Origin of the sequence: Actinocorallia herbida, assembly GCF_003751225.1 — a bacterium.
Classification (GTDB): domain Bacteria; phylum Actinomycetota; class Actinomycetes; order Streptosporangiales; family Streptosporangiaceae; genus Actinocorallia; species Actinocorallia herbida.
In genome coordinates this window covers 7,557,404-7,577,827 of record NZ_RJKE01000001.1, presented here as the reverse complement: position 1 = coordinate 7,577,827, position 20,424 = coordinate 7,557,404, and the positions used below count along the sequence as shown (strand labels likewise).

Here is a 20,424-nt window from a genome sequence, read left to right as displayed (position 1 = left end):
TATCAAGGGTTTCGGGGTGATTGTTAAGCGATGACTGAATCCAGACTGCGCACGTTCGTCGCGCTGGCCGAGACGGGCTCCGTCCGGGCCGCCGCCGAGCACCTGTACGTGACGGAGTCCGCGGTGTCGGCCTCCGTCGCCGCCCTGGCCCGTGAGCTGGGCGTTCCCCTTCTGGCCCGCGCAGGGCGCGGCGTCGTGCTGACCCCTGCGGGACTCGTCTACGCCGACTACGCGCGCCGCCTCCTCGGCCTGCACGAGGAGGCCCGCGCAGCGGCCAGAGGCGAACACGACCCTTCGACGGGCCGCCTACGCCTCGCCGCCGTGACGACCGTCGCCGACCAGGTCCTCCCGTCCCTCCTGGCCGGTTTCCGCCGCGCGTGGCCGGAGCTGGACCTCGCCCTGGAGGTCGGCCCCAGCGCCCGCGTCTGGGCCAGCCTGGCCGCGCACGAAGCCGACCTCGTACTCGCGGGCCGCCCTCCCGCCGGAGCCTCCGCGACGGTCCTGGCCACCCGCCCCAATGACCTCGTCGTGGTCATGGCCCCCGGCCTCCCCTTCGACCTCGCCGCCACCCCCTGGGTCCTGCGCGAGCCGGGCTCCGGCACCCGCACCACCGCCGACGCCTACCTGGCCGAGCACGACGTCTCCCCGCCCACCCTCGTCCTCGGCTCCAACGGCGCCGTCATCGCGGGCGCCGCCGCCGGCCTCGGCGCCGCCCTCGTCCACCGCGAGGCCGTCCACCGAGAACTCACCGAAGGAACCCTCCTCGTGGCCCCCGCCCCCGACACCCCCCTCCACCGCCCCTGGCACGCCGTCTCCGCCCCCCACCCCACCGCCACGACCCGCCTCTTCCTCACCCACCTCCACACCGCCGGCTGGGCCTGATGCCGACCGCATTCCCGGCAGTACCGGTCCATACCAGTGCACGGATGTGATCGTTTTGTTATATACCGTCGAATTGAATTTGGTATTCGTGATGATTGTCCATCTTTTCACCTCTTCATTCGGCGTGCGCCGGAGGGATATTTTTGACGAGCTCTACACCGTCCAACACATCTGGTAATGGTTTTCGGTCCGCCGGCCGGGGTAATTCTGGACATGTCGGTGCTGGTGAAAACGCAGGATGGCGCTATCCTCTGGGAGGTTCTCGGTCTCCCAGAGGGTCCTGTGCCACGGATGTCGGGTGCTCGCGTGGGGCGCGCCTGTCAACGGGTCGGCTGCTCTTGCCCCGCATTTCCGGCGATGTAAAATCTTCGGTGCGGTAGCGGAGTAATCTTGTTCGGGTAGGGCGATTCTGCGCATTTTCTGTCGGAACCGGCATAGAGCGCCCATCGTCTGACCTGCTAGGCCCGAAAAAGAAGGAGAGACGAGTCGATGGCTCCCAGGTATGACCTCATCGTGGTGGGAGGCGGGGTCATCGGCTCCGCCATCGCCGAGGCGGTGAGGCACGACCTGGGGCGGATCTGCCTGGTGGAGCGCAGCCGGGAGCGCTGCGGTTCGGCCACCGTCGCCGCAGCGGGCGGCATCAACCCGCACCTGGGCGACGGGGAGAACGAGGGCATCGCCGGGCTCGCCCAGCGCAGTCGCGATCTCTATCCCGCATGGGTCGAACGGATCGCGGCGGAGGCGGGGCTGCCGCTCACGCCGCGCTCGGTGGGGCTCCTCCAGGTCGCGGTCGACGAGCAGGAGCACCGGAGGCTGACCGACCACGTCCTGCCCGGCCTGCGGCGCCGCGGCATCCAGGTGGTCACCCTGGACGCCGCCGCGGCCCGTGAACGCGAACCCCTCCTGGGCCCCGAGGTCGTGGGGGCGCTGGAGCAGCCCCACGACCTGGCGATCGACCCGCGGGCGCTCAACGGCGCGCTGGACACGGTCCTGGAATCGGACCGTGGGGTCGACCTGAGGATCGGCGAGGTCCGCTCGGTGACGGCATCCTCCGGGCACGCCGAGGTGTCCCTGGAGGACGGGACGCGCCTGATGGCCGACAAGGTGGTCGTGGCGGCGGGGCACCAGAGCGGCGCGCTGCTGGGCATGCTCCCGGAGGACGTCTTCCAGCCGGTCAAGGGGCAGCTCCTCGACCTCAGCGTGCCGCCGGGACACGGTCTGGGGATCCAGTGCGACGCGCTGCTCACGGTCGACGGAGAAGAGCACGTCGTTTACGCCTCCCCTTACGCCGAAGGCCATGTGGCGGTGGGCGTCACCTTCGAGAAGGGTGAGACCGACACCAAGTGCATGCCCTGGGCCAGGGACGAGATCCTCGCCAACCTCAGGCGGGTCCTGCCCGCCCTGGCCGAGCTCGGCGCCCGCGAGGCCACCCCACGCGCGGGGATCCGGCCCGCGACCCGTGACGAGGCTCCGCTGATCGGCCGGCTGGACGAGGCCGGCCGCATCCTGGTCGCATCGGGGCACAACGGGCTGGGCATCACGCTCGCGCCGCGCACGGCCGAGCTGCTGCGGCTCATCATCGCCGGAAGCGCGCCCACCGCACAGGACCTGCGCGACCTGGCGTTCAGCGATCCTCGCCGCTTCCTACGCGCCTGATCCCCTCAGGGAGAGCCGATCCGCGACCGGGACGGACGAGGAGTTCCTCCACCTTCAAGCGCAGCGCCCGGCTCTCGGCGGTGGCGGCGGCCACCGACTGGATCTCGGCGAGCCGGAACCTGTCGCGGATCCGGCGCACCGCGTTGTCCCAGCGGCGGCTGAGCCCGCGCGCCCGGTCGAGCGCCTCGAACACGGGAAGCAGATCGTCGCCCACCCGGGCCGCGGGCATCCAGTGGTGGAGGAGGTGGACCAGCACGGGGCGGAGCCGGCGCAGGGCCCGATCACTCGCCTCGGATTCCAGGTCGGCACGGGCGACCACGTCCTCGACCGTGCTGAGCAGCCAGTCGTGCAGGGCGAAGTCCAGGATGAGGCCCATGACGTCGTCGGTGTCGTGCTCGTCGGAGTTCAGCAGGAGCAGCCGGGTGTGGTCGTCCACGACGGTGAGGCGGACGGGCGCGCGGGAGCCCGGGGCGGCCCGTACGAGCGCCCAGCGCCAGGACACGACCGCGGCGTTCACCGGTGGGTCGCCGTCCAGGGCGCGCGACGCCTGGACCGACGCCATCGTGCGCGCCGCGACCGCGCCCAGGTCGATACCGGGCCGGCCGCGGCCCTGACCGGCGAATCCCGCGGCGACGTCGTCGGCGTCGAGCCTCTTGAGCGATTCGACGATCCCAGGCCTGGCCAGGTAGTGCGACCAGTTGTGCCGGCGCCCGTGGGTACCGGGGACGAGGGTCGTTCGCGCGTACGACTGCAGGACGCGCCCGCCGTTGAGCACCGCGCCGGACACGGCGGTCCCCACCCCGCGGACGTTGCGGCCCCTGGCCGTCGGCAGCGGGCAGTCCAGCCCCGTCAGGCTTTCGGGGGAGATCACGACCGGGCGAGGGTAGTCGGTGTACCGCGCGGTCTTGCCGTGCACCAGCGTGAGCAGGCGCGTGGCCTCCGATTCGGTGAAGGAACGCGCGTGACGTATCAGGCCCGTCCTCACTTCGCCGAGGACGATCCCGCCGTCAGGACCGGTCGGTGAAGACATGGGAGATCCTCCGCACGGTCTCGGGCGGAAGCTCGACGCCCTCGGCGCGTGCCTGCTCGTCGGCCTGCGCCGCGACGAGAGGGTCGATGGACGTCTGCTCGAGGATCAGCCGGACCGCCTGCTCCACGCTGGAGAACCGCGTCTCCAGGATCGTCAGCGTCCGGTAGGCGGCGAAGGACGGTCTGTGCCGCTGCCGGGGCGCTCCGGGCCGCGGAAGACGGATCACCGCGGGCAGGTCCGCCCACTCGGAGGGGAGAGCACCGCCGGTCCAGTCCTCGGGCTCGACCACCGCCTTTCCCTCGTGCCGGAGGAGGCCGAGGCGCAGCAATTGCCACACCGCCGACAGATGGGCGCAGGACCACTGGAGAGCGCCGTCCTTCTTGTCCCAGAGTTCCACGTCCATGCTGATGGAATGGGCGCGCGCTCCGTTCTCCCGAGGCGGGGTCCAGGCCGCCGCCGGCGCCATGGCCTCACTGATGCCCCGGTGACCGATGCCGTGCTCGCTGTTGGTGAGCCAGCCGCTGTACTGCGGCGGGGGCACGGAGCCGTCGCTGCCCTGCGCCGGGACGGGCACGATGCTGTCGAGCAGGAGCTTCGCGGGCGAGACCTGGTCGATCACCGCGCACGCCGACTCGCGCGCCACGTAATCGATGGACAGGCCCGCCTCGGCGGCGGCGGAGAGCAGGTCGGGGATCAGGTCGGCCGGGCCGCTCAGCTGGCTGAAGTACTCGTCGACGAGGAAGCAGGTGCTCACCCTGAGGCCCTTGTGCTGCGCCATCAGGAAGTCGTGCCACGGCTTCACGGCGGCGAAGTGCCGTTTCAGCACCTCGGGTCCGCCTGCGAAGTCCTCCATGTACAGGTGCCCGAGTTCGAGGGAGAGGTGCGAGCGCGGAACCCGTTCGACACGAGGCGTCGCGGTCTCGACTTCGACCTCGACCTCGGGCCGGATCACACGCGGCTCCAGGTGGCCTCGTCGTCGAGGGACGCCGCGAGTTCCGTGAAGGCCTCGACCGTGCTCTCGTTGGCGATCCGCCGGTAGACGTCCTCGTCGGTGAGGATCTGCTCGCGCCACTGCAGGACCGGGTCCAGCGGGATGCGGGCCAGCACCGATTGACCGCCCAGCTCGAGGTAGACGGCCCGGTCGTTGAGCTCGTCGTTCACCTTGTGCAGCCAGTTCTCCTGCTCGGCCGACAGGCCGGAGGTGGCGTTGCTCCCCGGGTCGATGACCGCGGTGCGGACGAAGCGGATCGACTCCAAGAGCTCGGTCCGGTCGTGCCCGACGCGTTCCCCCGTGTCCAGGAGCCCTCGCTCGTCGAAGGTGAGGCCCGCGGCCGCGGCGACGTGCTGGCGGGTCCAGCGGTGGAAGACGAGCCAGCGGGCGCTGATGCCGTTCTTCTCGGTGGGCGAGGTCACTCGCAGGAGGAGTTCGGCGGCGTGGGAGCGGCCCGCGCTCAGGTCCATGAAGACGGTGTCGAATTCGGAGGTGAGGGATTGGAGGAGTCTGCTGCACCTGTCGACGACCTCGTCGGTGATGCTGAACTCGCCGCCGCCGAGGTCACCGGGCAGAAGCACGAGCCTTCCCACGCCGGAGGGTCTCAGCCCCAGGGCGCGGGCGGCGCTCTCCGACCAGACGTTGATCCGTTCGGCCTGTTCGACGTCGCCCTTGAGGTAGCTGTGCAGCCCGCCCTTCAAGGTGCCGTGGCTGATGCGTTCGATGGCGAAGATCGACCCGGCCGTGGGCGAGCCGAAGTCGAAGTCGAGGTAACAGACGTGGTCGCCGCTCAACGCTCTTCGGAAGGCGACGTTGCAGGTGGTCACCGTGCGACCGGTTCCACCCTTGTCCGAGGTGGAGATGATCAACACGTCAGAAGTCCCCTTCATGCGCGTCGGCACCGGCGATGTCGAGTCTCTCCAGGAGGCGCAGCACCTCGGAGGCCATCGCGTGAGCGGTGGCCGGCCGGTCGAAGATGATCCCCTGGGCGTGGTCCAGGTCCAGCCGGGCCTTGTTGAGGCTCCTGTGCAGGCTGCTGCTGCCGGCGCTGGTCAGCTCAAGGGTGATGTAGCTGAGGCGGGACTGGGCCTCGCTGAGGGAGTCGCGTGCGACGGTCTCGAGGACGGAGCTCTGCGGAGACTTCCTGCTGGCGACGTGGGAGGCGAGGGTCAGGCACTCCACGACCCGTTCGGTGAAGTACCAGGACGGACGGTCGAACGACTCGCTGATCTCGCGGTAGGCCAGCCCGGGGTCGTCCCACAGCCCTTCGCCCAGACCGCTCCTGAGCCTGCGGTCGAACAGGTGGTCCCAGAGCTTTTCGGAGAACCGGATGAGGCGGTCGCGCAAGGCGATGTTCTGGGTCAGCGCGGTGAGGCGCAGGGTGTTCTTCAGAAGGACGGCGGAGTAGTCCGACAGCTGCCACCGCAAGGACGGGCCGCCGTCGAGTTCCGCGCTGCCGACGAGTTCCAGCCTCAGGCCCGGGTGGTGGAAGGAGATGGCGGGGTCGTTGCGGGTGGCACGGCGGGTGATCCTGCCGCGTTGCGCGAGTTCGTCGAGGGCGTTCGCCAGGCGCAGGAGGTCGTCCTCGGAGACGCGGGCGGTGTTGCTCTCCCGGTCCTGGATGGCCAGGGTGCTGACCATGAGGGAGAAGTACTCCGACTCGCGGTCGTCGGTGGTCCGCCACGGGATGTCCTGGAGCGGCCAGTCCTTACCGCCGCTCCCTTCACCGAAGGTGGCGATGGTGCTCCAGTAGCGCTGGGCGGCCTCCCAGCGCAGGCGCAGCGCCGCCGCGAGCCGCTGCTGCTCGTCGTCCAGGAGGCTGAGCTGGATCGTGCGGTCGGAGAAGAGGTCGGAGATGCCGTCCAGCGCGTTGACGGTGAAGTACAGGTAAGGGGCCGCCTCGGCGACTCCCTTGCGCTGCCGGAAGTCCTTGTCGATGCCCAGCACCTCGGGGGAGTCCCGCGCCACGCCCCAGGTCCAGCCGACCTCGAAGAGCCTGCTGCGGCTTTCCAGCGACTCCAGGTTCTCCTTGGCGAAGCCGATGCTGACCTCGCCGAGCGAGGCCCGGACCCGCTGGAGTTCCCGGTGCAGGCTGCTGAGCACCTGGCGTGAGGGCTGACGCTGCTGGTTGACGGTGTTGACGAGGATCTCGCCGGCGTCGGAGTCGGCGTCGAAGACGTTGACGACGAAGCTGCGCAGCAGGCCGACCATCGCGGCGGTGAGGCGCCGCCGCGCGATCTCCTCCAGGTAGTCCAGGCGTTTGCCCGTCGCCGGGTTGCGGGCCACCGCGCGGAAGTCGCGGGTGAAGGTGAGCGTGCTGAGCATCAGCGTGACGGCCATCGAGAACGAGTCGACGACGTCGAGTTTGCGCTGGGCGGGGGTGGGGTCCTTGCCCGGCTCGTTGCTCCACAGGTAGGTGCCGCCGGAGAAGGACGGGCCGTCCTCGTTGGAGTAGTACTCGATGTGCTCGATGAGCAACTCGACGATGGTGCGCGGCAGTTCGATCTCCCGGCCGATGGGCCGCAGCGCCTCCTGGACGTCATCCGGGGTGGCGCTGGGGTCGGCGAGAGAAAGGAACTCGCGTGAGGCAGAAGGGTAGAGAATGGTGAGGAGTTGCTCGGCGTCACTGATGGAATTCCGTTCCAGCCGCCCACCCCAGGTCCATTCACCCTTGGGCAATGAGGTCCGCGCGACAGACCGCCACACCTCGAGGAGTCGTTCTCGGGGCTCGATCCTCATTCGCCCATCCCCTCGTGATCCGGGTTTTTGGTACCGCAGACGAGAATCATCCCGCTGTACCCCGGGCGGAGCGGGTTCCCCGTACCGAGCCGAATGAGTTCGTGCACCTCGGCTCCCCGACTCATGGAGTCGAGAACATCACTATCACAGACCGAAACGGCCGGGAAGGCCCGTTCTCCCACCCGCCATCCCTCCGATTTCTCCATGAATGCCATGACGAACGGTGCGCCGGGTTTGAGCGCGTCGATAAATCCGGAAACAGCCGACCTGAACTCCTCCTCGCTGGCGGAGATCGACTCGGCGACGAAGAACATCGTGCCCAGATCCCACTGGGCCGGGCGCAGTCCGAAGACCGACTGCCTGTGGACGCGCGAGCGTTCGCGAAGCGCCCGCCAGGGGTCGGGCACCCGGGCGTACGACACATCCTCGACGAGCACGTTCCAGAACTGGCGCCAGGCCGTCATGTCCACGCGTCCCGGGGCGTAATCCGTCGTGTGGTCGAGAAGCCAGCGGATGTTGGGCCTCGAGTAGTCGATCAGGGTGAGTTCATCGCAGTACGGCAGCATCGACAGCGCCGGATAGAGATTGCCTCCGGCGCCCACGTCGACTCCGCGCAGCCGGGTCCGCCCGCGCAGCCTCGAGGAGAAGAAGTCCCGGAGTTTGACGATGAATACCGCATCGTTCTCATGGATATTTTCGTAGTTTTTCCGGCAGTAGTCCTCCGGATCCAACGCATCCCACTCCAGATCGGCATTGAAACGTCGCGGCACTGGCCGTATGCGGTCATCTTCGGCTGGTGAGGGCATAAACCGGGCTCCCTTCGGAGGGCATCCAAGGAGCATTATAGGAATCATTGACAGAGTGTCGCACCAGTGGCGGACAGTGATGCGGAGGCCTGTGTGGAGCCAATTATCGTCCGTGAGCTGCGAAAACATCGAGAGTTCGACCAGGCGCTGGATATCTTCCAGCGGATCTGGTCCTTCGAGCCGGGGACGGAGCCGGTGTCCGCAGAGGTGATGCTGTCGTTCGCGCACTTCGGCAATTATGTTTCGGGCGCCTTCGCAGGTACCCGAATGGTCGGCGCCTCCGTCGGGTTCCGCTGTGCTCCTGAATTCGGCGGGTTCGTCTCCCACATGACCGGAGCCCTGCAGGGAACGGGCGCGGGCACCGCGCTGAAGAGGCACCAGCGCGAGTGGGCGCTCCGCCAGGGCCTGGACCGCATCATCTGGACCTTCGATCCCTTGGTCCGCCGCAACGCCTACTTCAACCTCGTGAAGCTGGGCGCTCGCGCGACCAGCTACATGCCCGACTTCTACGGCGGGATGGCCGACGGCATCAACGCGGGAGACGAGTCGGACAGGATCTTCGCGACCTGGGACCTCTCCTGCCCCGAGGCGGTCGCCGCGGCTCGGGGAGAACCCATGTCCGTTTTCGTGGCACCCGACACGGAGGCGGCGCTCGTTTCGCGCGATGGTTGGCCTGAGCGACGTGAGACCGACGCCGCGATGGTGCTCGTCCAGACTCCGGAGGACATCGAGGCCCTCAGGGCGTCCGACCCGCTCCAGGCCGCGGCCTGGCGCAAGGAACTGCGGGAGACGCTCGGGGCGCTGATGGCCGACGGGGCCGTGGTCTTGGGGTTTCACGGTCGCTCCTCCTACGTCGTCGACAGGAGGACTTGATGGACGGAGTTCAGGTTCCGCCGAACGGGTCTGCGGGCACGCCGGAAGGGCCCTCCGACGGAGGCGTGGTCCGTCGGGTGCTCGTGGCGCTGCTCCTCGGCGCTTTCAGCTATGGAGTGGCGGCGGCCGTCGAACTGGCGGGCGGCGGCAAGGTCACGGTCGGCTCGCTGATCCTCGCCGTGGTGATCGGGAGCGTCGGGTTCCTCGTCCAACTGCTCGCTGAATTCGACAGGAGGCTGGGGAACGCGGAGAAGTCGCTGGCCGAGGCCTCCCGGGTGATCGACGCCGGCTTCACGCATCTGACCGAGGTGATCGATGACAGGTTCGCCCAGTCCAACCGAGCGAGCCGGCTTCTGGGGGCGGTCCGGGCCTCGGCCGTCGACGACGCGGTCGTCACCCGGCTGCTGGACCACACCGCCACTCTGGGAGTTCCGGCGCCGCCTCTGGTGACGGCGATGGCGGAGGAGCAGATCAACCAGGCTTCGCGGTTCATCCAGCAGCTCGTCCAGGGGGAGGCCGTCTACGTGGACGGCGAGGACCAGGACTGGATCCTCGAGCTGACGCGCAGGTGCGCGGTCTCGCTCGACGCGACGAGCACCAGCAACGTCGACGGGGTAGGGGCGACCTTCGACGGAGGGTTCTGGACCAGCGGCCTCGGCCAGCGCTACCTCAAGGCGCAGGAGGACGCGGTCGATCAGCGCGGGGTGCGGATCCGGCGGCTGTTCATCATGCGCGACTACGCCGAGTTCACCAGTCCCGAGTTCCTGCCGATCGTGCAACTGCAGCGCAACGCCGGCATCCACGTCCGGGCGCTCCAACACGACGAGGTGCCCCGGCCGTTGCGCAGCTCGCTGATCGACTTCATCCTCTTCGACGACGCGATCCGCTACGAGGTGATCCCCGACCCGTCGGCCCCGGGGGAGTTCCTGAAGACCCACCTGCACAGTGACCCGGGCGCGGTCCTGGAGCGCAGGCATCGCTTCGAGCGGCTGTGGGACCTCGCCGGGCAGCAGGAGCGCGAGCGCAGGGAGCGGGAGGGCGGGCCGGACGACGTCCTGGCGCAGGAGGCGCCCCCGTCCGTCGAGCCCTGAGGTCAGGGGAGGGGGAGGACGGTGCGGAGGGTGGTGCCGTCGCCGGGGCGGGAGCGGAGGGTGAGGCGGCCTCGGAGGAGTTCGGCGCGTTCGGTCATGCCGCGGAGGCCGTAGGAGTCGGGGGGGATGAGGCGGGGGTCGAAGCCGCGGCCGTCGTCGATGACGATGAGGCGGACGCGGTCGCGGTCGAACTCCAGGAGGAGGGAGGCCGAGAGGGCCGCGGCGTGGCGGAGGACGTTGGCGACGGCTTCCTGGGCGATCCGGTAGAGGGCCGTCTGGAGGTGGTCGGGGAGGGGGGCGTCCAGTTCGCCGGAGACGGTCACCGTGACGTCGAGGGAAGGCTGGCGGGCGCTCGCCTCGCGGGCGAGCCCGGCGAGGGCGGCGGACAGGCCCAGGTCGTCGAGGACGGGCGGGCGCAGGCCGGCGATGGCGGCGCGGGTCTCGGCGAAGGCGAGTCCGGCGAGTTCCCTTGCCGCCTCTATCTGCCGTCGGGCCTCGTGCGCTGACGGCCCGCCCGAAGGCGGCAGGGCGCCTAGCGCGGCTGAGAGATGGAAGCCGACGCTGGCGAGGCGCTGGGCGATGCCGTCGTGGATCTCGCGGGCGAGCCTCGCGCGCTCGGCCTCCTGCGCCTCGATGGCGCGTTCGGCGAACTCCTCGGCGCTCACCGGAACAGGCCCTCGCGCAGCGCCACCGCGATCGCCGCGGCCCGGTCGGCCACCTCGAGCTTGCGGTACAGCGTGCGCAGATGGCTTTTGACGGTCTCCTCCGAAAGGTGCAGCCGTCCGGCGATGGCCCGGTTCGACAGCCCCCCGACGAGCAGGGAGAGCACTTCGCTCTCCCGCTGGGTGAGGCCGCGGTGGGCGCCCGGCCAGAACTCGCCCCGGTTCAGCCGGGCGACGCTCGCGGCCATCCGCCCGGCGAGCGTCGGGTCCACGACGGTCTCGCCTCCGGCGACCTCCTCCAGCCGCCGGACGAGCTCGATCCCGTCCACCCGTTTGAGGAGGTAGCCCGCGGCGCCCGCGCGCAACGCCTCGAAGACGTACTGCTCGTCGTCGTACACCGAGAGGAAGACGACGCGGGAGGCGGGCGCGGCGGCCGACAGCGACCGGCACAGGTCGAGCCCGCTGTGCGCGCCGAGCCGCACGTCGAGCAGCACGATGTCGGGGCGCAGCGTGGTGACGAGGCGGGTCGCCGAGGCGGGTTCGGCGGCTTGGCCGATCACCCGCACCCGGCCGCTGAAACCGGACAGCATCGCCTGGAGTCCGGCGAGGATCATCGCATGGTCGTCGACGAGCACGACACGTACTGGGGCGGCCATCCCCGCAACATAACAAGCTTCGTTACCGGCCAGTAGTGAGCGGGGGTGAACCCTTCACCCCTCGGTTCCCTCCCCGGGGTGAGGGGCACTTCTCACAGGCGTCCTACCTTCGCGGTGAGGCCCGGACGTCGAGGAGGACGAATGCCCCACCGCATCGTGCACATGCTGCGCGCCCGCGGCGCTGGACGCCGCCCGGTGATGCTCGCGATCGCGGGCGACAGCGCCGCCGGGAAGACCACTCTGACCAGGGGACTCGTCGAATGCCTCGGCGAGGACCGGATGACCGCGGTGTGCGTCGACGACTACCACCGCTACGACCGGGAGGAGCGCAGGAACAAGCCGTTCACCGCGCTGCACCCCGACTGCAACCACATCGAGGTGATGGAGCAGCACCTCCAGCTCCTGGCGATGGGGGAGCCGATCCTCAAGCCCGTCTACGACCACGGCACCGGACGGCTGGTGCGGCCGGAACTGGTCGAGCCGAAGGACTTCGTGATCGTCGAAGGGCTGCTGCCGCTCTACAGCAAGATGGCGCGGGCCTGCTTCGACATCACCGTCTACCTCGACCCTCCCGAGGAGCAGCGGTTCGCCTGGAAGGTCCAGCGCGACACCACCAAGCGCGGCTACACCCCCGAGCAGGTCGCCGAGGAGATGCGCAGGCGGGCGGGGGAGAGCGCGGCGTTCATCCGGCCGCAGCGCCGCAACGCCGACATCGTGGTGCGTTTCGGGCCGCTCGCCGGGCGCGCGGACCCGCCGGACGCGCCGCTGTCGGCGGAGCTGCTGCTGCGCCCGACGATCGACCACCCGCCGCTCACCGACGTCGTCGCCGACGCCGACGCGCTGCACCTGAAGCTGCTGCGCGACACCGACGGAAGGCCGGTGGACTCCCTGCACGTCCATGGCGACGTCGCCCCGGCCGAGGCCGAGATCGTCAAGAAGGCGATCTGGGAGCGGCTCGAGGTGGCCGCTCCCTGCCCCGACGGCCTGGGCGCGCTCGCCGACGGGACGGTGAGCGATCCCGTGGCGATCACCCAGCTCCTGCTGCTGTACCACCTGATCAACGCCGACCGCCTCCGCCCGCGCGACTGACCGTTCCGGTGGCCCCCGACCCCTCGTGGGGGCCACCCCGGCAGCGGGTTTCTCCAGGCGGGATGAAAAGCTCCCTGCACTATGTTGGTGTTGGACACCCGACATCGGCGATTTTTCTGGGAGGTGGGTCCGCTGCGCCCCGAGGATCTGTACCGGCTGGAAGCGGATTTGCCCTCGCTCGACCACCCGGTGCTGCTGCACAGCCTTGACGGCTTCATGGACGCCGGATCGGCGGGCAGGCTGGTGCGCGACCACATCCTGGAGACGCTGGAGCACCGGGTGCTCGCCACGTTCGACCTGGACGAGCTGATCGACTACCGCGCCCGCCGTCCCATGTTGACCTTCGACGGAGACCACTACACCGACTACGAGAAGCCGGTCCTTCGGCTCCACCTCGTCGAGGACTCGGTGGGCCAGGAGTTCCTGCTGCTGGCCGGGCCCGAGCCCGACCGCGCCTGGGACACCTTCGTGTCCGCGGTGACGTCCCTCGTGGAGAAGTTCGGGGTGCGGCTCGCGGTGACCGTGCACGGCATCCCGATGGGCGTGCCGCACACCAGGCCGATCGGGCTCACCGCGCACGCGACCAAGCCCGAGCTGCTGACCTGGCCCAAGTCGCCGTTCGGCAAGGTGCAGGTGCCCGCGAGCGCCGCGGCGCTGCTGGAGCTGCGCCTCGGCGAGTCGGGGCACGACGCGATGGGCTTCGCCGTCCACGTGCCGCACTACCTGGCCCAGTCGGCCTACCCGGGAGCCGCGGTGACGGCCCTGGAGACCGTGGTCAACGCCACCGGCCTGGCGATCCCCGGCGACGCGCTGCGCGACGCCGCCGCCGAGACCGACCGGGAGATCGCCTCGCAGGTGGCGGGCTCGGAAGAGGTGAAGAAGGTCGTCGAGGCGCTGGAGCAGCAGTACGACGCGTTCGCCGGGTCGATGGACCGCGAGTCGCTCCTCGCCGAGGAGACCCCGATGCCCACGGCCGACGAACTCGCCGCCCAGTTCGAGCGCTTCCTCGCCGAGCAGGACGGCGACTCCTGAGGGGACTCCCCGCACGGACATGAAGAAGGCCGAGCCCCTGGGGGCTCGGCCTTCTCTCGTCAGTTCCTCCCGCAGGCCCTGCGGCGGTTGATGAGGAGGACGACGAGCACGGCGACGATAACGGCGATCATGCTCCTCTGACGGCTTTGCCCTGATCCTGGTTCCGTTCCACGTCCGAATCAGTCGGAGGAACCGCCGGACGAGCCGGAGTCCGACGAGCTCGAGCCGCCGGAGGAGTCGGCGGAACTGGAAGAGTCCGAAGAGCTGGAGCTCCCGTAGTCGGAATATGACGAGTGGGACGACGAGCCGTGGTCGTGGTGGCCCCAGGAGCCGTGATCGTGATGCCCGTGGGAACCGTGATGCCCGTGGGAACCGTGGTGCCCGTGGTGCTCGTAGGACGGGCCGGGCCGGCCCGCGTCGGCGAAGAACGCGTCGAAGGGCGATCCACCGGAGGAGAACGGGCCTTGGCGGTATCCCGGCCCGGCCGCGCCACCGCGATAGGGCGCGGTGATCACGTCGTAGGCGGCGCGCCGCGACTTGCGGATCACGTGCGCCACGATCAGCGCGACCACGCTGAGCTCCAGTGGGACGAGCGCCACGACAACGATGAGGACGGTTTCCACCGGGTGCCTCTCTCCTGGGGGGTCATACGTGTGATGAGACGTACGGCAGGAGGTTCCGGTTCGATGGGAAACGGGAACCCGAGGAGGTGCGGAGTGGGGCTGGCCGGACTCGAACCGACGACCTACGAGGTGTAAGCTCGCCGCGCTACCAACTGCGCCACAGCCCCTTGACGCAAGAGACAATACCGTCTTCGGCGGCCTTCCCGTACTCGCCGTCCCCCTCCCGGATGCGTACCGTGGAAGGGTGGAGATGGTCTCGTGGCGTCCGGGGCCCGTCCTGCGGCCCCTGCTCGGCCCGGTGCACGGCTACCGCCAGGCAGGCGGTGAGCCGGGAATCCACCGCGGCGTGGCGTCCCCGTGGCTCACCATGATCCTCACCTGGGACGAGCCCCTCGTGCTCGCCCGCGGCACCGGCCTGCGCGGCTACCCCGATCTCGTCGGCGGCCTCCACCTCGATCCCGAGACGATCGTCCATGACGGGCGTCAGGAGGGCGTCCAGGTCTCCCTCAGCCCGCTCGGCGCTAGTGCGCTCCTCGGTCTCCCGGCTGGGGAGCTCGCCTTCGCCAACGTCGAGGGGGCGGCCGTGCTGCCCGGCCTGGCGGTCCTCCGGGAGAGGCTGGGCGAGGCCGCGGACTGGCCCGCGCGGTTCACGCTGATCGAGGAGTTCCTGCTGGGGAGGCTCGACCGGCGCGGGGCCGGCGAGGTGCGGCCCGAGGTGGCGTTCGGGTGGCGGCGGCTGCTCCAGACGCGCGGGGCCGTCGGCGTCGCCGACCTGGCCGCCGAGACCGGGTGGAGCGAGCGCTACCTACGGCGGCGGTTCACCGAGCAGGTAGGGATGCCGCCTAGCGCGCTGAGGCGGATCGTCCGCTTCGACGCGGCGCGGACCACGCTGCGGGCACGGACGGTCCGCGGCGCCCCGCTCGGCCTCGCGGAACTCGCCTTCGCCGCCGGCTACACCGACCAGGCCCACCTCAGCAGGGAGTTCCGCGCGTTCACCGGCCTGCCCCCGCTGCGGTACGCCGCCGCGGAGTTCGGGGAGACCTCGCTGTTCGGGGAGGCGGAGCCGGGGGAGGTGGAGTACGGAGAGGACCGATCCGTACAAGACCCGTCAGGGCTCCCGGGGAGACAGTGAGGCCATGAGCGAGACAACGACATCCCAGACGGCCCCCGCGCCGCAGGTCTGGCCCAGCCTTCGGGCCGAGGACGCGCGCGGGCTCATCACCTTCCTCATCGAGGCGTTCGGCTTCGAGGAGGTCGTCAGCTACGGGGAGGGGGACATCGTGCACCACGCCGAGCTGGCCTGGCCGCCGGGCGGCGGCGTCATGCTCGGCTCCGCCCGGCGCGGGCCCGACGACCTGTTCGCCCTCCCGCCCGGCACGTTCGGGGCCTACGTCGTCACCGACGAGCCCGACGCGCTGTTCGACCGGGCCATGAAGGCCGGCGCGACGCTCGTGTCGGGCCTCCAGGACACCGACTACGGCTCCCGGGACTTCTCCGTCCGCGACCCCGAGGGCAACCTGTGGAGCTTCGGCACCTACCGGGGGCACCCACGTTCCCCGTGAGACGCGTCGCCCCGTCCTGATCCGGCCGCCCGGTCCGTCCACGTCGGACGAGCCGGGCCATAACGGTAGATCATCTCAAGGCGATGTACCCGGTATGAGCGTGACGAACATGGCGCAGGCCGCCGTGACAGCCGAGGCAGTGAAGGCGTCTCCGGGAGAGACCGGGCTCTCTTCCGCCTACAGCAAGGACACCGCCCTCAACCGGGTGGCGGCGTTCATCCCTTCCGAGGCCGTCGCCGTCTACCTGGCGCTGTGGGCCTTCATCGACCCGCACGAACCCGTAGCCAAGTGGACGGTCTTCGGCGTCGGACTCGCACTCGTCTTCGCCTTCTACTTCCTCGCCTACCTTCAGCGCCGCCGTGCCGTCGCGGGCCCCGACGGGCCTCCGGCGCGCAGCCTGGGCGTCACCCTCGCGCTGCTGCTGTTCGCGGTGGTCGCCTTCACCGCGTGGGCCGCGGCGATGCCGGGCAACCCGTTCACCCAGTTCACCGACCAGGCCGTCAAGATCGGCGGCGGCGCGATCATCGTCCTCGGCGTGCTCATGCCGAGGGTCGCCGACGTTCTGGGGCTGTCCGGCACATGATCGTCATCACACCGGAAGGGCGGTGGCGATGGGGCACCCGTGTGCGTCGGCTCGGCAACGAAGTGAACAAAGGCCGGGAAGTCAACTCCTGAGGGGCTTGGGGAGGGATATTCTCCTGCAAGGTCATCTCAAGAGTGAGAGTGGAGCCCCCAGATGAGCACCGCCATCAAGGCCAAAGCCATTACTCGATGGGCTGCGGTGGGCCTGATGGCCGCCGCGGTCCTCACCGCGACCGGTGGTGGTTTCGCCCAGTCGTATTCCGGTCTGTACCAGTGGGCCATCGAGCACGGGCTGACCGGCTGGAAGGCCGCGTCGTTCCCGCTGCTGGTCGACCTGTTCATCATCGTCGGCGAGCTGGGCCTGTTCCTGCTCGCGCTCGACGCCTACGCCATCCGCAAGACCCTCCTGTCCTGGCTCGACTTCATGCTGCCGCTGTTCATCGCGCTCGCCGGGTGGACCGCCTCGCTGGTCTTCAACGTCGGCCACGTGCTGAACAAGGACTTCTCCTACCAGGCGACGGCAGCCGTTCCGCCGATAGTGTCGATGCTCGGCCTGTTCGTCCTGCTGCGCACCCTGCACCGCTACGTGGTGGTCGACCTCCAGCACGCCGAGGACGACTCCATCAAGGAGCTGGAGGGGGCGGCCGAGCCTCGTCAGATCACCGCGAGCGCCGTGCGCGTCGCCCAGCTGGAGGCCCCGGCCGAGCAGCTCGCCGACCCGCTCGTCAACGCGGCCACCACGGCCCAGGCGCCCGAGGCCGAGACCGTCGCGGCCGCGGCCGCGCCCGGCACGTCGCCGAAGCACGCCAAGGCCGAGTCCCCGGACTCGTCCTCCGCGGAGTCGCCCGCCGAGCAGACCTTCGTGGACCTGCTGGAGCCGGTCGCCGACCTCAAGGCCCAGCCGGACCCCGGCACCATGCGCACGATCGTCACCGAGGCGCTGAACAAGCACAACGGCGACGTCACGAAGACCTGCGCCGACCTCGCCGCCGACGGCTACGCCATCGACGAGACCGAGGTGCTCAAGATCCGCGAGAACCACTGGTTCCCGTACTTCGCCTACCGCCTCGTGGCCAAGCACGGCCCCGACGGCAAGCTCGTCGCCCAGGAGCTCACCGACCTCGGCGTCGAGTTCGACCGGGTCGCCCTGCGCGACCTCGTCCGCAACTGGCGCGCCTGACCCTCATCCCCAGGGCGAAAGCCGGACCCCTCCACGGAGGCGTCCGGCTTTCGCCTTTCCGCCCCCTTTTTCCTTCACCCCCTTCACCCCCTTCCCCAGCCCTCACCCACCCCTTCCCGCCCCTCACCCCAGCCCGACAGCCCGCCAGCCCGCCCGAGCCTTCATCCCGTCCCGCCCCCTGCCCCCGCATCCCGCACCCCAGAAGCCCGCCACGGAAGCCCACCCCCCGCGCCTTGACCCCTTTCCCGTCCTGGCCCCACCGACCCCATTTCCCGCACACTCCCCGCGACTTCCGCACCACTCGAGCACCCCGATCCCCGACCGAGCCCCAGCCGTCGCCGAGCCCCCACACCCGACGAACGACGCTCCCCAGCCCAGCCCCGTCCGCCAACGAGCCGCCCCAGAACCCCGCACCTCCCCACCCCACCCCGCCCCGCGAACCCCCGCCCAGATCCCGACCGCCTCACCACCGCAGGCCCCCACCGACCCCGCCCCCGGGCCCCTACCCCCGGGGCTCCCCCGTCCTCGGGCCACGCCCCACAGCCGGCCCCACCCCTCCGGGCTACGCCCTCTCTCCGGGCTACGCCCTCTCTCCGGGCTACGCCCTCTCTCCGGGCTACGCCCTCTCTCCGGGCTACGCCCTCTCTCCGGGCTACGCCCTCTCTCCGGGCTACGCCCTCTCTCCGGGCTACGCCCTCTCTCCGGGCTACGCCCTCTCTCCGGGCTACGCCCTCTCTCCGGGCTACGCCCTCTCTCCGGGCTACGCCCTCTCTCCGGGCTACGACCCCCTTCTCGGGGCCGCAGTCGACGGAACACCGCCCCACCAGGCCCAGCCACGGTGCATCGGCAAATTTCATGAGCGGTGCCTCCTTTTCTGTGTGTTGGCGCCGTGGCTCGTGTTCGTCCTGTGCGAACCGATGACGGATCGTCGTCTGCGAAAGGTCGGCTCTTTCGCAAGGGCGACCGTCTTGTTCCCTCTGTGCTAAGGATCGATCGTGCTCTGCCGGAACCGCGGTCCATGTCGTGCCGGCGCGGATGGCTCCTTCCCGGCAGGTCGAATCAACTCATGCCGCCTGTTCACCGGGGGGAAGCGCGGCTCGCGTTCGTTCTGTGCGTCGGTACGGGTGCGGCGGGATTCGCGCGGTCGGGATGCGCGCGATGGGCGGCAGGAAGAGGCAGCGGTGGATCTGCTGCTGCTGCGGGTGCGGGGCATCGAAGGGGTCGGGGTGGTGGCGTCGCGGCCGACGAGGGTGGCCTGGTGATGTTCGACGACAGGGCGCGGTCGAGTGCGCCGAGCCGGCCGGGCGGTCCCGCAGCGTGCGAGGGGAAGAGGGCCGGCGCACCGCCGGGGTGAGTTCGGCGGTGCTGAGGACGGCCCCGGCGCGCGTACCCGTCCGGGTGCGTTGGGCCTGGCCTATTGGCCCGGTGCGTTCGGGGATCTCGAGGGAGATGCGCCCGCACGTTCAAGTAGGCCGGTAATGCTTTGGGCGGGCGGGCTGCGGTGCCCCGGCCGTCGGCTGGAGCGGGGCGAGGAGCGGGGGCGCTTTCGGCCGGGGGCAGAGGCGAGGGCGGGTAGGCGGTGCTGGTTCCGGGTTCGTGGGGGCGGAGCGGGGGGTGGTCGATGATCTCGATGAAGACGATGCGATCGCCCACGATGTCGAGGACGAGCATGCCCTCGGCGGGGTCCAGGGACACGTTGCGGTGTTCGGGGCCGTAGGGGACTTCGGGCGGGGGACCGGTGCGGAGGCTTTGGCAGAAGCCGTCGCCGCAGTCGCACCGGCCGAACAGGCGAAGGTTCCGCGTCTGGCGGGCGAGCGCGTGCTCGCCCGCGGATTCGAGCAGGGCGGCGAGTTCCGCGGTGAGATCGGGATGGACCTCGCGGAGCAGCGGGTGATCTTCGTTCATGCCCGAGACGGTAATCGAGTCGCGGCGCTCGGCGAATCCCTCACGTGAGGGATCCCGGCCGGGTCGCCGGGGTGTCACGGTGCGGGGGTGCGGTCGGCTGCGGCCGCCACGGTGGTAACGGCGGTGGGTCGGGGGAATCGTGGATGTTTCCAGGTCAGGAGTAGCGCATGGGCCGGTATTCGAAAGGATGATCGACTTGCCAGGGGTCGAAATCTTGTTCGATGATGGGGTCTGTGGGTGCGTTGGACGGGCTCCGGCGAGAGGGGCTCGTGGGGCCGTTGGCGGCGCCGGAAGGGCCCGAAGAGGAGCTCGTGCCGGTGCTGCCGCCGCTGCGCGCGGTGCTGCCGCGGCTGAGAGGGGGAACCGTGGTCTCGGTGGGCGGGAGCGCCGCGCTGGGCACCGCGCTGGTCGCGGGGGCGGCGCGCGGGCAGGAGTGGGCAGCGGTCGTGGGGATGCCGGAGTTCGGGGTGGCGGCCGCCGTCGGTATGGGGGCGGATCCCGACCGGCTGCTGCTCGTCGACGCTCCCGGGGAGCGATGGGCCGAGGTCGTCGCGGCCTTGGTCGAGGGGGTGCGGCTGGTGCTGGTACGGCCGCCCGCGCGGCCCGCGCCGACGCTCGCGCGCCGCCTCGTCACCCTGGCCCGCAAGAACGGCTGCGCCTTGGTCGCCGCGGGTGAATGGGAGGGCGCGCAGGTGCGCCTCACCGTCTCCGACACCTCCTGGCAGGGCCTGGGCCAGGGTCATGGCCGCCTGCTCTCCCGCCGTGTCCGCGTCACCGCCGCGGGCCGTGGCGCGGCGGGCCGCGGCGACTCCGCCTGGCTCCTCCTCCCCGGCCCCGACGGCCGCATCGCCTCCGCTCCCACCCCCACCCGTCACCTGGAGGTGGTCGCATGACCCCTCCACCCGTGCCCACCCGAGCCCTGTTCCCGGACCCCGGCCACAGCACCGCCTATCGCCCCTCGCGCAGCAGCGGCACATGGGCTCTGCTCTCTGTGCCTCTGGGGGCGCGGGTCTTGGCGCGAGTCGTGTTCCCCGGTCGTGGCGAAGGCGCCGCCCTTTGTTCGGG

The 20,424-nt window shown here is 70.3% G+C and carries 20 protein-coding genes and 1 tRNA gene; 12 read left to right on the top strand and 9 right to left on the bottom strand.

Features of this window, described 5'->3' with window-relative positions; translation table 11 throughout:
• The first annotated feature begins 30 nt into the window (after window positions 1–30).
• Complete coding sequence (locus tag EDD29_RS34535; RefSeq protein ID WP_123668449.1) at window positions 31–882, top strand: LysR family transcriptional regulator; 852 nt, start codon at window positions 31–33, stop codon at window positions 880–882.
• 489 nt (window positions 883–1,371) lie between these two features.
• The gene (locus EDD29_RS34530) at window positions 1,372–2,538 is read left to right on the top strand and encodes an NAD(P)/FAD-dependent oxidoreductase (RefSeq protein WP_123668448.1); all 1,167 of its coding nucleotides are present in this window, start codon (window positions 1,372–1,374) and stop codon (window positions 2,536–2,538) included.
• Here EDD29_RS34530 and EDD29_RS34525 read toward each other — a convergent pair.
• Genes EDD29_RS34525 through EDD29_RS34505 form a run of 5 tightly spaced genes read right to left on the bottom strand, consistent with a single transcriptional unit; the run spans window position 2,507 to window position 8,104 of the window.
• Window positions 2,507–3,568, bottom strand: a complete 1,062-nt coding sequence (locus EDD29_RS34525; RefSeq protein ID WP_123668447.1) for an SCO2521 family protein — start codon at window positions 3,566–3,568, stop codon at window positions 2,507–2,509. The two genes, EDD29_RS34530 and EDD29_RS34525, sit on opposite strands and share 32 nt — an antisense overlap.
• Complete coding sequence (locus EDD29_RS34520; RefSeq protein WP_211360098.1) at window positions 3,546–4,520, bottom strand: SCO2522 family protein; 975 nt, start codon at window positions 4,518–4,520, stop codon at window positions 3,546–3,548. Before EDD29_RS34520 ends, EDD29_RS34525 begins: the two co-directional genes overlap by 23 nt.
• Window positions 4,517–5,449: an SCO2523 family variant P-loop protein gene (locus tag EDD29_RS34515; protein WP_246053153.1), complete on the bottom strand. Its 933-nt coding sequence runs from the start codon at window positions 5,447–5,449 to the stop codon at window positions 4,517–4,519. Before EDD29_RS34515 ends, EDD29_RS34520 begins: the two co-directional genes overlap by 4 nt.
• A complete protein-coding gene (locus EDD29_RS34510) occupies window positions 5,433–7,238 on the bottom strand; it encodes an SCO2524 family protein (protein ID WP_148086191.1) in 1,806 nt (601 codons plus the stop codon). Before EDD29_RS34510 ends, EDD29_RS34515 begins: the two co-directional genes overlap by 17 nt.
• A gap of 56 nt (window positions 7,239–7,294) precedes the next feature.
• Complete coding sequence (locus EDD29_RS34505) at window positions 7,295–8,104, bottom strand: SCO2525 family SAM-dependent methyltransferase (protein WP_170201696.1); 810 nt, start codon at window positions 8,102–8,104, stop codon at window positions 7,295–7,297.
• Window positions 8,105–8,170: 66 nt separating this feature from the next.
• On the opposite strand from EDD29_RS34505, the gene EDD29_RS34500 reads away from it, so the two are divergent.
• Window positions 8,171–8,977, top strand: coding sequence for a GNAT family N-acetyltransferase (locus EDD29_RS34500; RefSeq protein ID WP_246053152.1), 807 nt, complete (start codon window positions 8,171–8,173; stop codon window positions 8,975–8,977).
• Window positions 8,977–10,068, top strand: coding sequence for a DUF6879 family protein (locus tag EDD29_RS34495; RefSeq protein WP_148086190.1), 1,092 nt, complete (start codon window positions 8,977–8,979; stop codon window positions 10,066–10,068). Before EDD29_RS34500 ends, EDD29_RS34495 begins: the two co-directional genes overlap by 1 nt.
• A gap of 2 nt (window positions 10,069–10,070) precedes the next feature.
• Here EDD29_RS34495 and EDD29_RS34490 read toward each other — a convergent pair whose 3' ends face one another.
• Entirely contained in the window at window positions 10,071–10,733 is a 663-nt protein-coding gene (locus EDD29_RS34490; protein WP_123668442.1) for a sensor histidine kinase, read from the bottom strand.
• Window positions 10,730–11,386, bottom strand: a complete 657-nt coding sequence (locus tag EDD29_RS34485) for a response regulator (protein WP_123668441.1) — start codon at window positions 11,384–11,386, stop codon at window positions 10,730–10,732. The genes EDD29_RS34490 and EDD29_RS34485 overlap by 4 nt, the downstream gene beginning before the upstream one ends.
• A gap of 141 nt (window positions 11,387–11,527) precedes the next feature.
• Here EDD29_RS34485 and EDD29_RS34480 point away from each other — a divergent pair, with 141 nt between their 5' ends.
• Window positions 11,528–12,475 (top strand): phosphoribulokinase, encoded by a 948-nt coding sequence (locus tag EDD29_RS34480; RefSeq protein ID WP_123668440.1) that lies wholly within the window; start codon window positions 11,528–11,530, stop codon window positions 12,473–12,475.
• A gap of 123 nt (window positions 12,476–12,598) precedes the next feature.
• Window positions 12,599–13,507 carry a proteasome assembly chaperone family protein gene (locus EDD29_RS34475; protein WP_425454994.1) on the top strand — a complete coding sequence of 303 codons (909 nt, stop codon included), beginning with the start codon at window positions 12,599–12,601 and terminating at the stop codon, window positions 13,505–13,507.
• Between the two features lie 179 nt (window positions 13,508–13,686).
• On the opposite strand, the gene EDD29_RS34470 is transcribed toward EDD29_RS34475, so the two are convergent.
• Window positions 13,687–14,130, bottom strand: a complete 444-nt coding sequence (locus tag EDD29_RS34470; RefSeq protein WP_123668438.1) for a hypothetical protein — start codon at window positions 14,128–14,130, stop codon at window positions 13,687–13,689.
• A gap of 94 nt (window positions 14,131–14,224) precedes the next feature.
• Window positions 14,225–14,297 (bottom strand) — tRNA-Val (locus tag EDD29_RS34465).
• Window positions 14,298–14,380: 83 nt separating this feature from the next.
• On the opposite strand from EDD29_RS34465, the gene EDD29_RS34460 reads away from it, so the two are divergent.
• The 6 genes from EDD29_RS34460 (at window position 14,381) to EDD29_RS34435 (ending at window position 20,252) form a co-directional block, all read left to right on the top strand.
• Window positions 14,381–15,262 (top strand): helix-turn-helix domain-containing protein, encoded by an 882-nt coding sequence (locus EDD29_RS34460; protein WP_123668437.1) that lies wholly within the window; start codon window positions 14,381–14,383, stop codon window positions 15,260–15,262.
• Window positions 15,263–15,266: 4 nt separating this feature from the next.
• A complete protein-coding gene (locus EDD29_RS34455; RefSeq protein WP_123668436.1) occupies window positions 15,267–15,692 on the top strand; it encodes a VOC family protein in 426 nt (141 codons plus the stop codon).
• Between the two features lie 94 nt (window positions 15,693–15,786).
• On the top strand, window positions 15,787–16,275 hold the full coding sequence (locus EDD29_RS34450) for a hypothetical protein (protein ID WP_148086189.1): 489 nt from the start codon (window positions 15,787–15,789) through the stop codon (window positions 16,273–16,275).
• A gap of 153 nt (window positions 16,276–16,428) precedes the next feature.
• Entirely contained in the window at window positions 16,429–17,454 is a 1,026-nt protein-coding gene (locus EDD29_RS34445) for a DUF2637 domain-containing protein (protein WP_123668434.1), read from the top strand.
• 1,614 nt (window positions 17,455–19,068) lie between these two features.
• The gene (locus EDD29_RS34440) at window positions 19,069–19,407 is read left to right on the top strand and encodes a hypothetical protein (protein WP_123668433.1); all 339 of its coding nucleotides are present in this window, start codon (window positions 19,069–19,071) and stop codon (window positions 19,405–19,407) included.
• Between the two features lie 185 nt (window positions 19,408–19,592).
• Window positions 19,593–20,252, top strand: coding sequence for a hypothetical protein (locus tag EDD29_RS34435; RefSeq protein WP_246053151.1), 660 nt, complete (start codon window positions 19,593–19,595; stop codon window positions 20,250–20,252).
• Window positions 20,253–20,424: the final 172 nt, after the last annotated feature.

Coding starts and splice junctions, on each gene's coding strand:
- EDD29_RS34450 (WP_148086189.1), top strand. CDS start 15,787: ATGAGCGTGACGAACATGGCGCAGGCCGCCGTGACAGCCGAGGCAGTG.
- EDD29_RS34455 (WP_123668436.1), top strand. CDS start 15,267: ATGAGCGAGACAACGACATCCCAGACGGCCCCCGCGCCGCAGGTCTGG.
- EDD29_RS34535 (WP_123668449.1), top strand. CDS start 31: ATGACTGAATCCAGACTGCGCACGTTCGTCGCGCTGGCCGAGACGGGC.
- EDD29_RS34530 (WP_123668448.1), top strand. CDS start 1,372: ATGGCTCCCAGGTATGACCTCATCGTGGTGGGAGGCGGGGTCATCGGC.
- EDD29_RS34445 (WP_123668434.1), top strand. CDS start 16,429: ATGAGCACCGCCATCAAGGCCAAAGCCATTACTCGATGGGCTGCGGTG.
- EDD29_RS34485 (WP_123668441.1), bottom strand. CDS start 11,386: ATGGCCGCCCCAGTACGTGTCGTGCTCGTCGACGACCATGCGATGATC.
- EDD29_RS34515 (WP_246053153.1), bottom strand. CDS start 5,449: ATGAAGGGGACTTCTGACGTGTTGATCATCTCCACCTCGGACAAGGGT.
- EDD29_RS34460 (WP_123668437.1), top strand. CDS start 14,381: ATGGTCTCGTGGCGTCCGGGGCCCGTCCTGCGGCCCCTGCTCGGCCCG.
- EDD29_RS34505 (WP_170201696.1), bottom strand. CDS start 8,104: ATGCCCTCACCAGCCGAAGATGACCGCATACGGCCAGTGCCGCGACGT.
- EDD29_RS34525 (WP_123668447.1), bottom strand. CDS start 3,568: ATGTCTTCACCGACCGGTCCTGACGGCGGGATCGTCCTCGGCGAAGTG.
- EDD29_RS34495 (WP_148086190.1), top strand. CDS start 8,977: ATGGACGGAGTTCAGGTTCCGCCGAACGGGTCTGCGGGCACGCCGGAA.
- EDD29_RS34480 (WP_123668440.1), top strand. CDS start 11,528: ATGCCCCACCGCATCGTGCACATGCTGCGCGCCCGCGGCGCTGGACGC.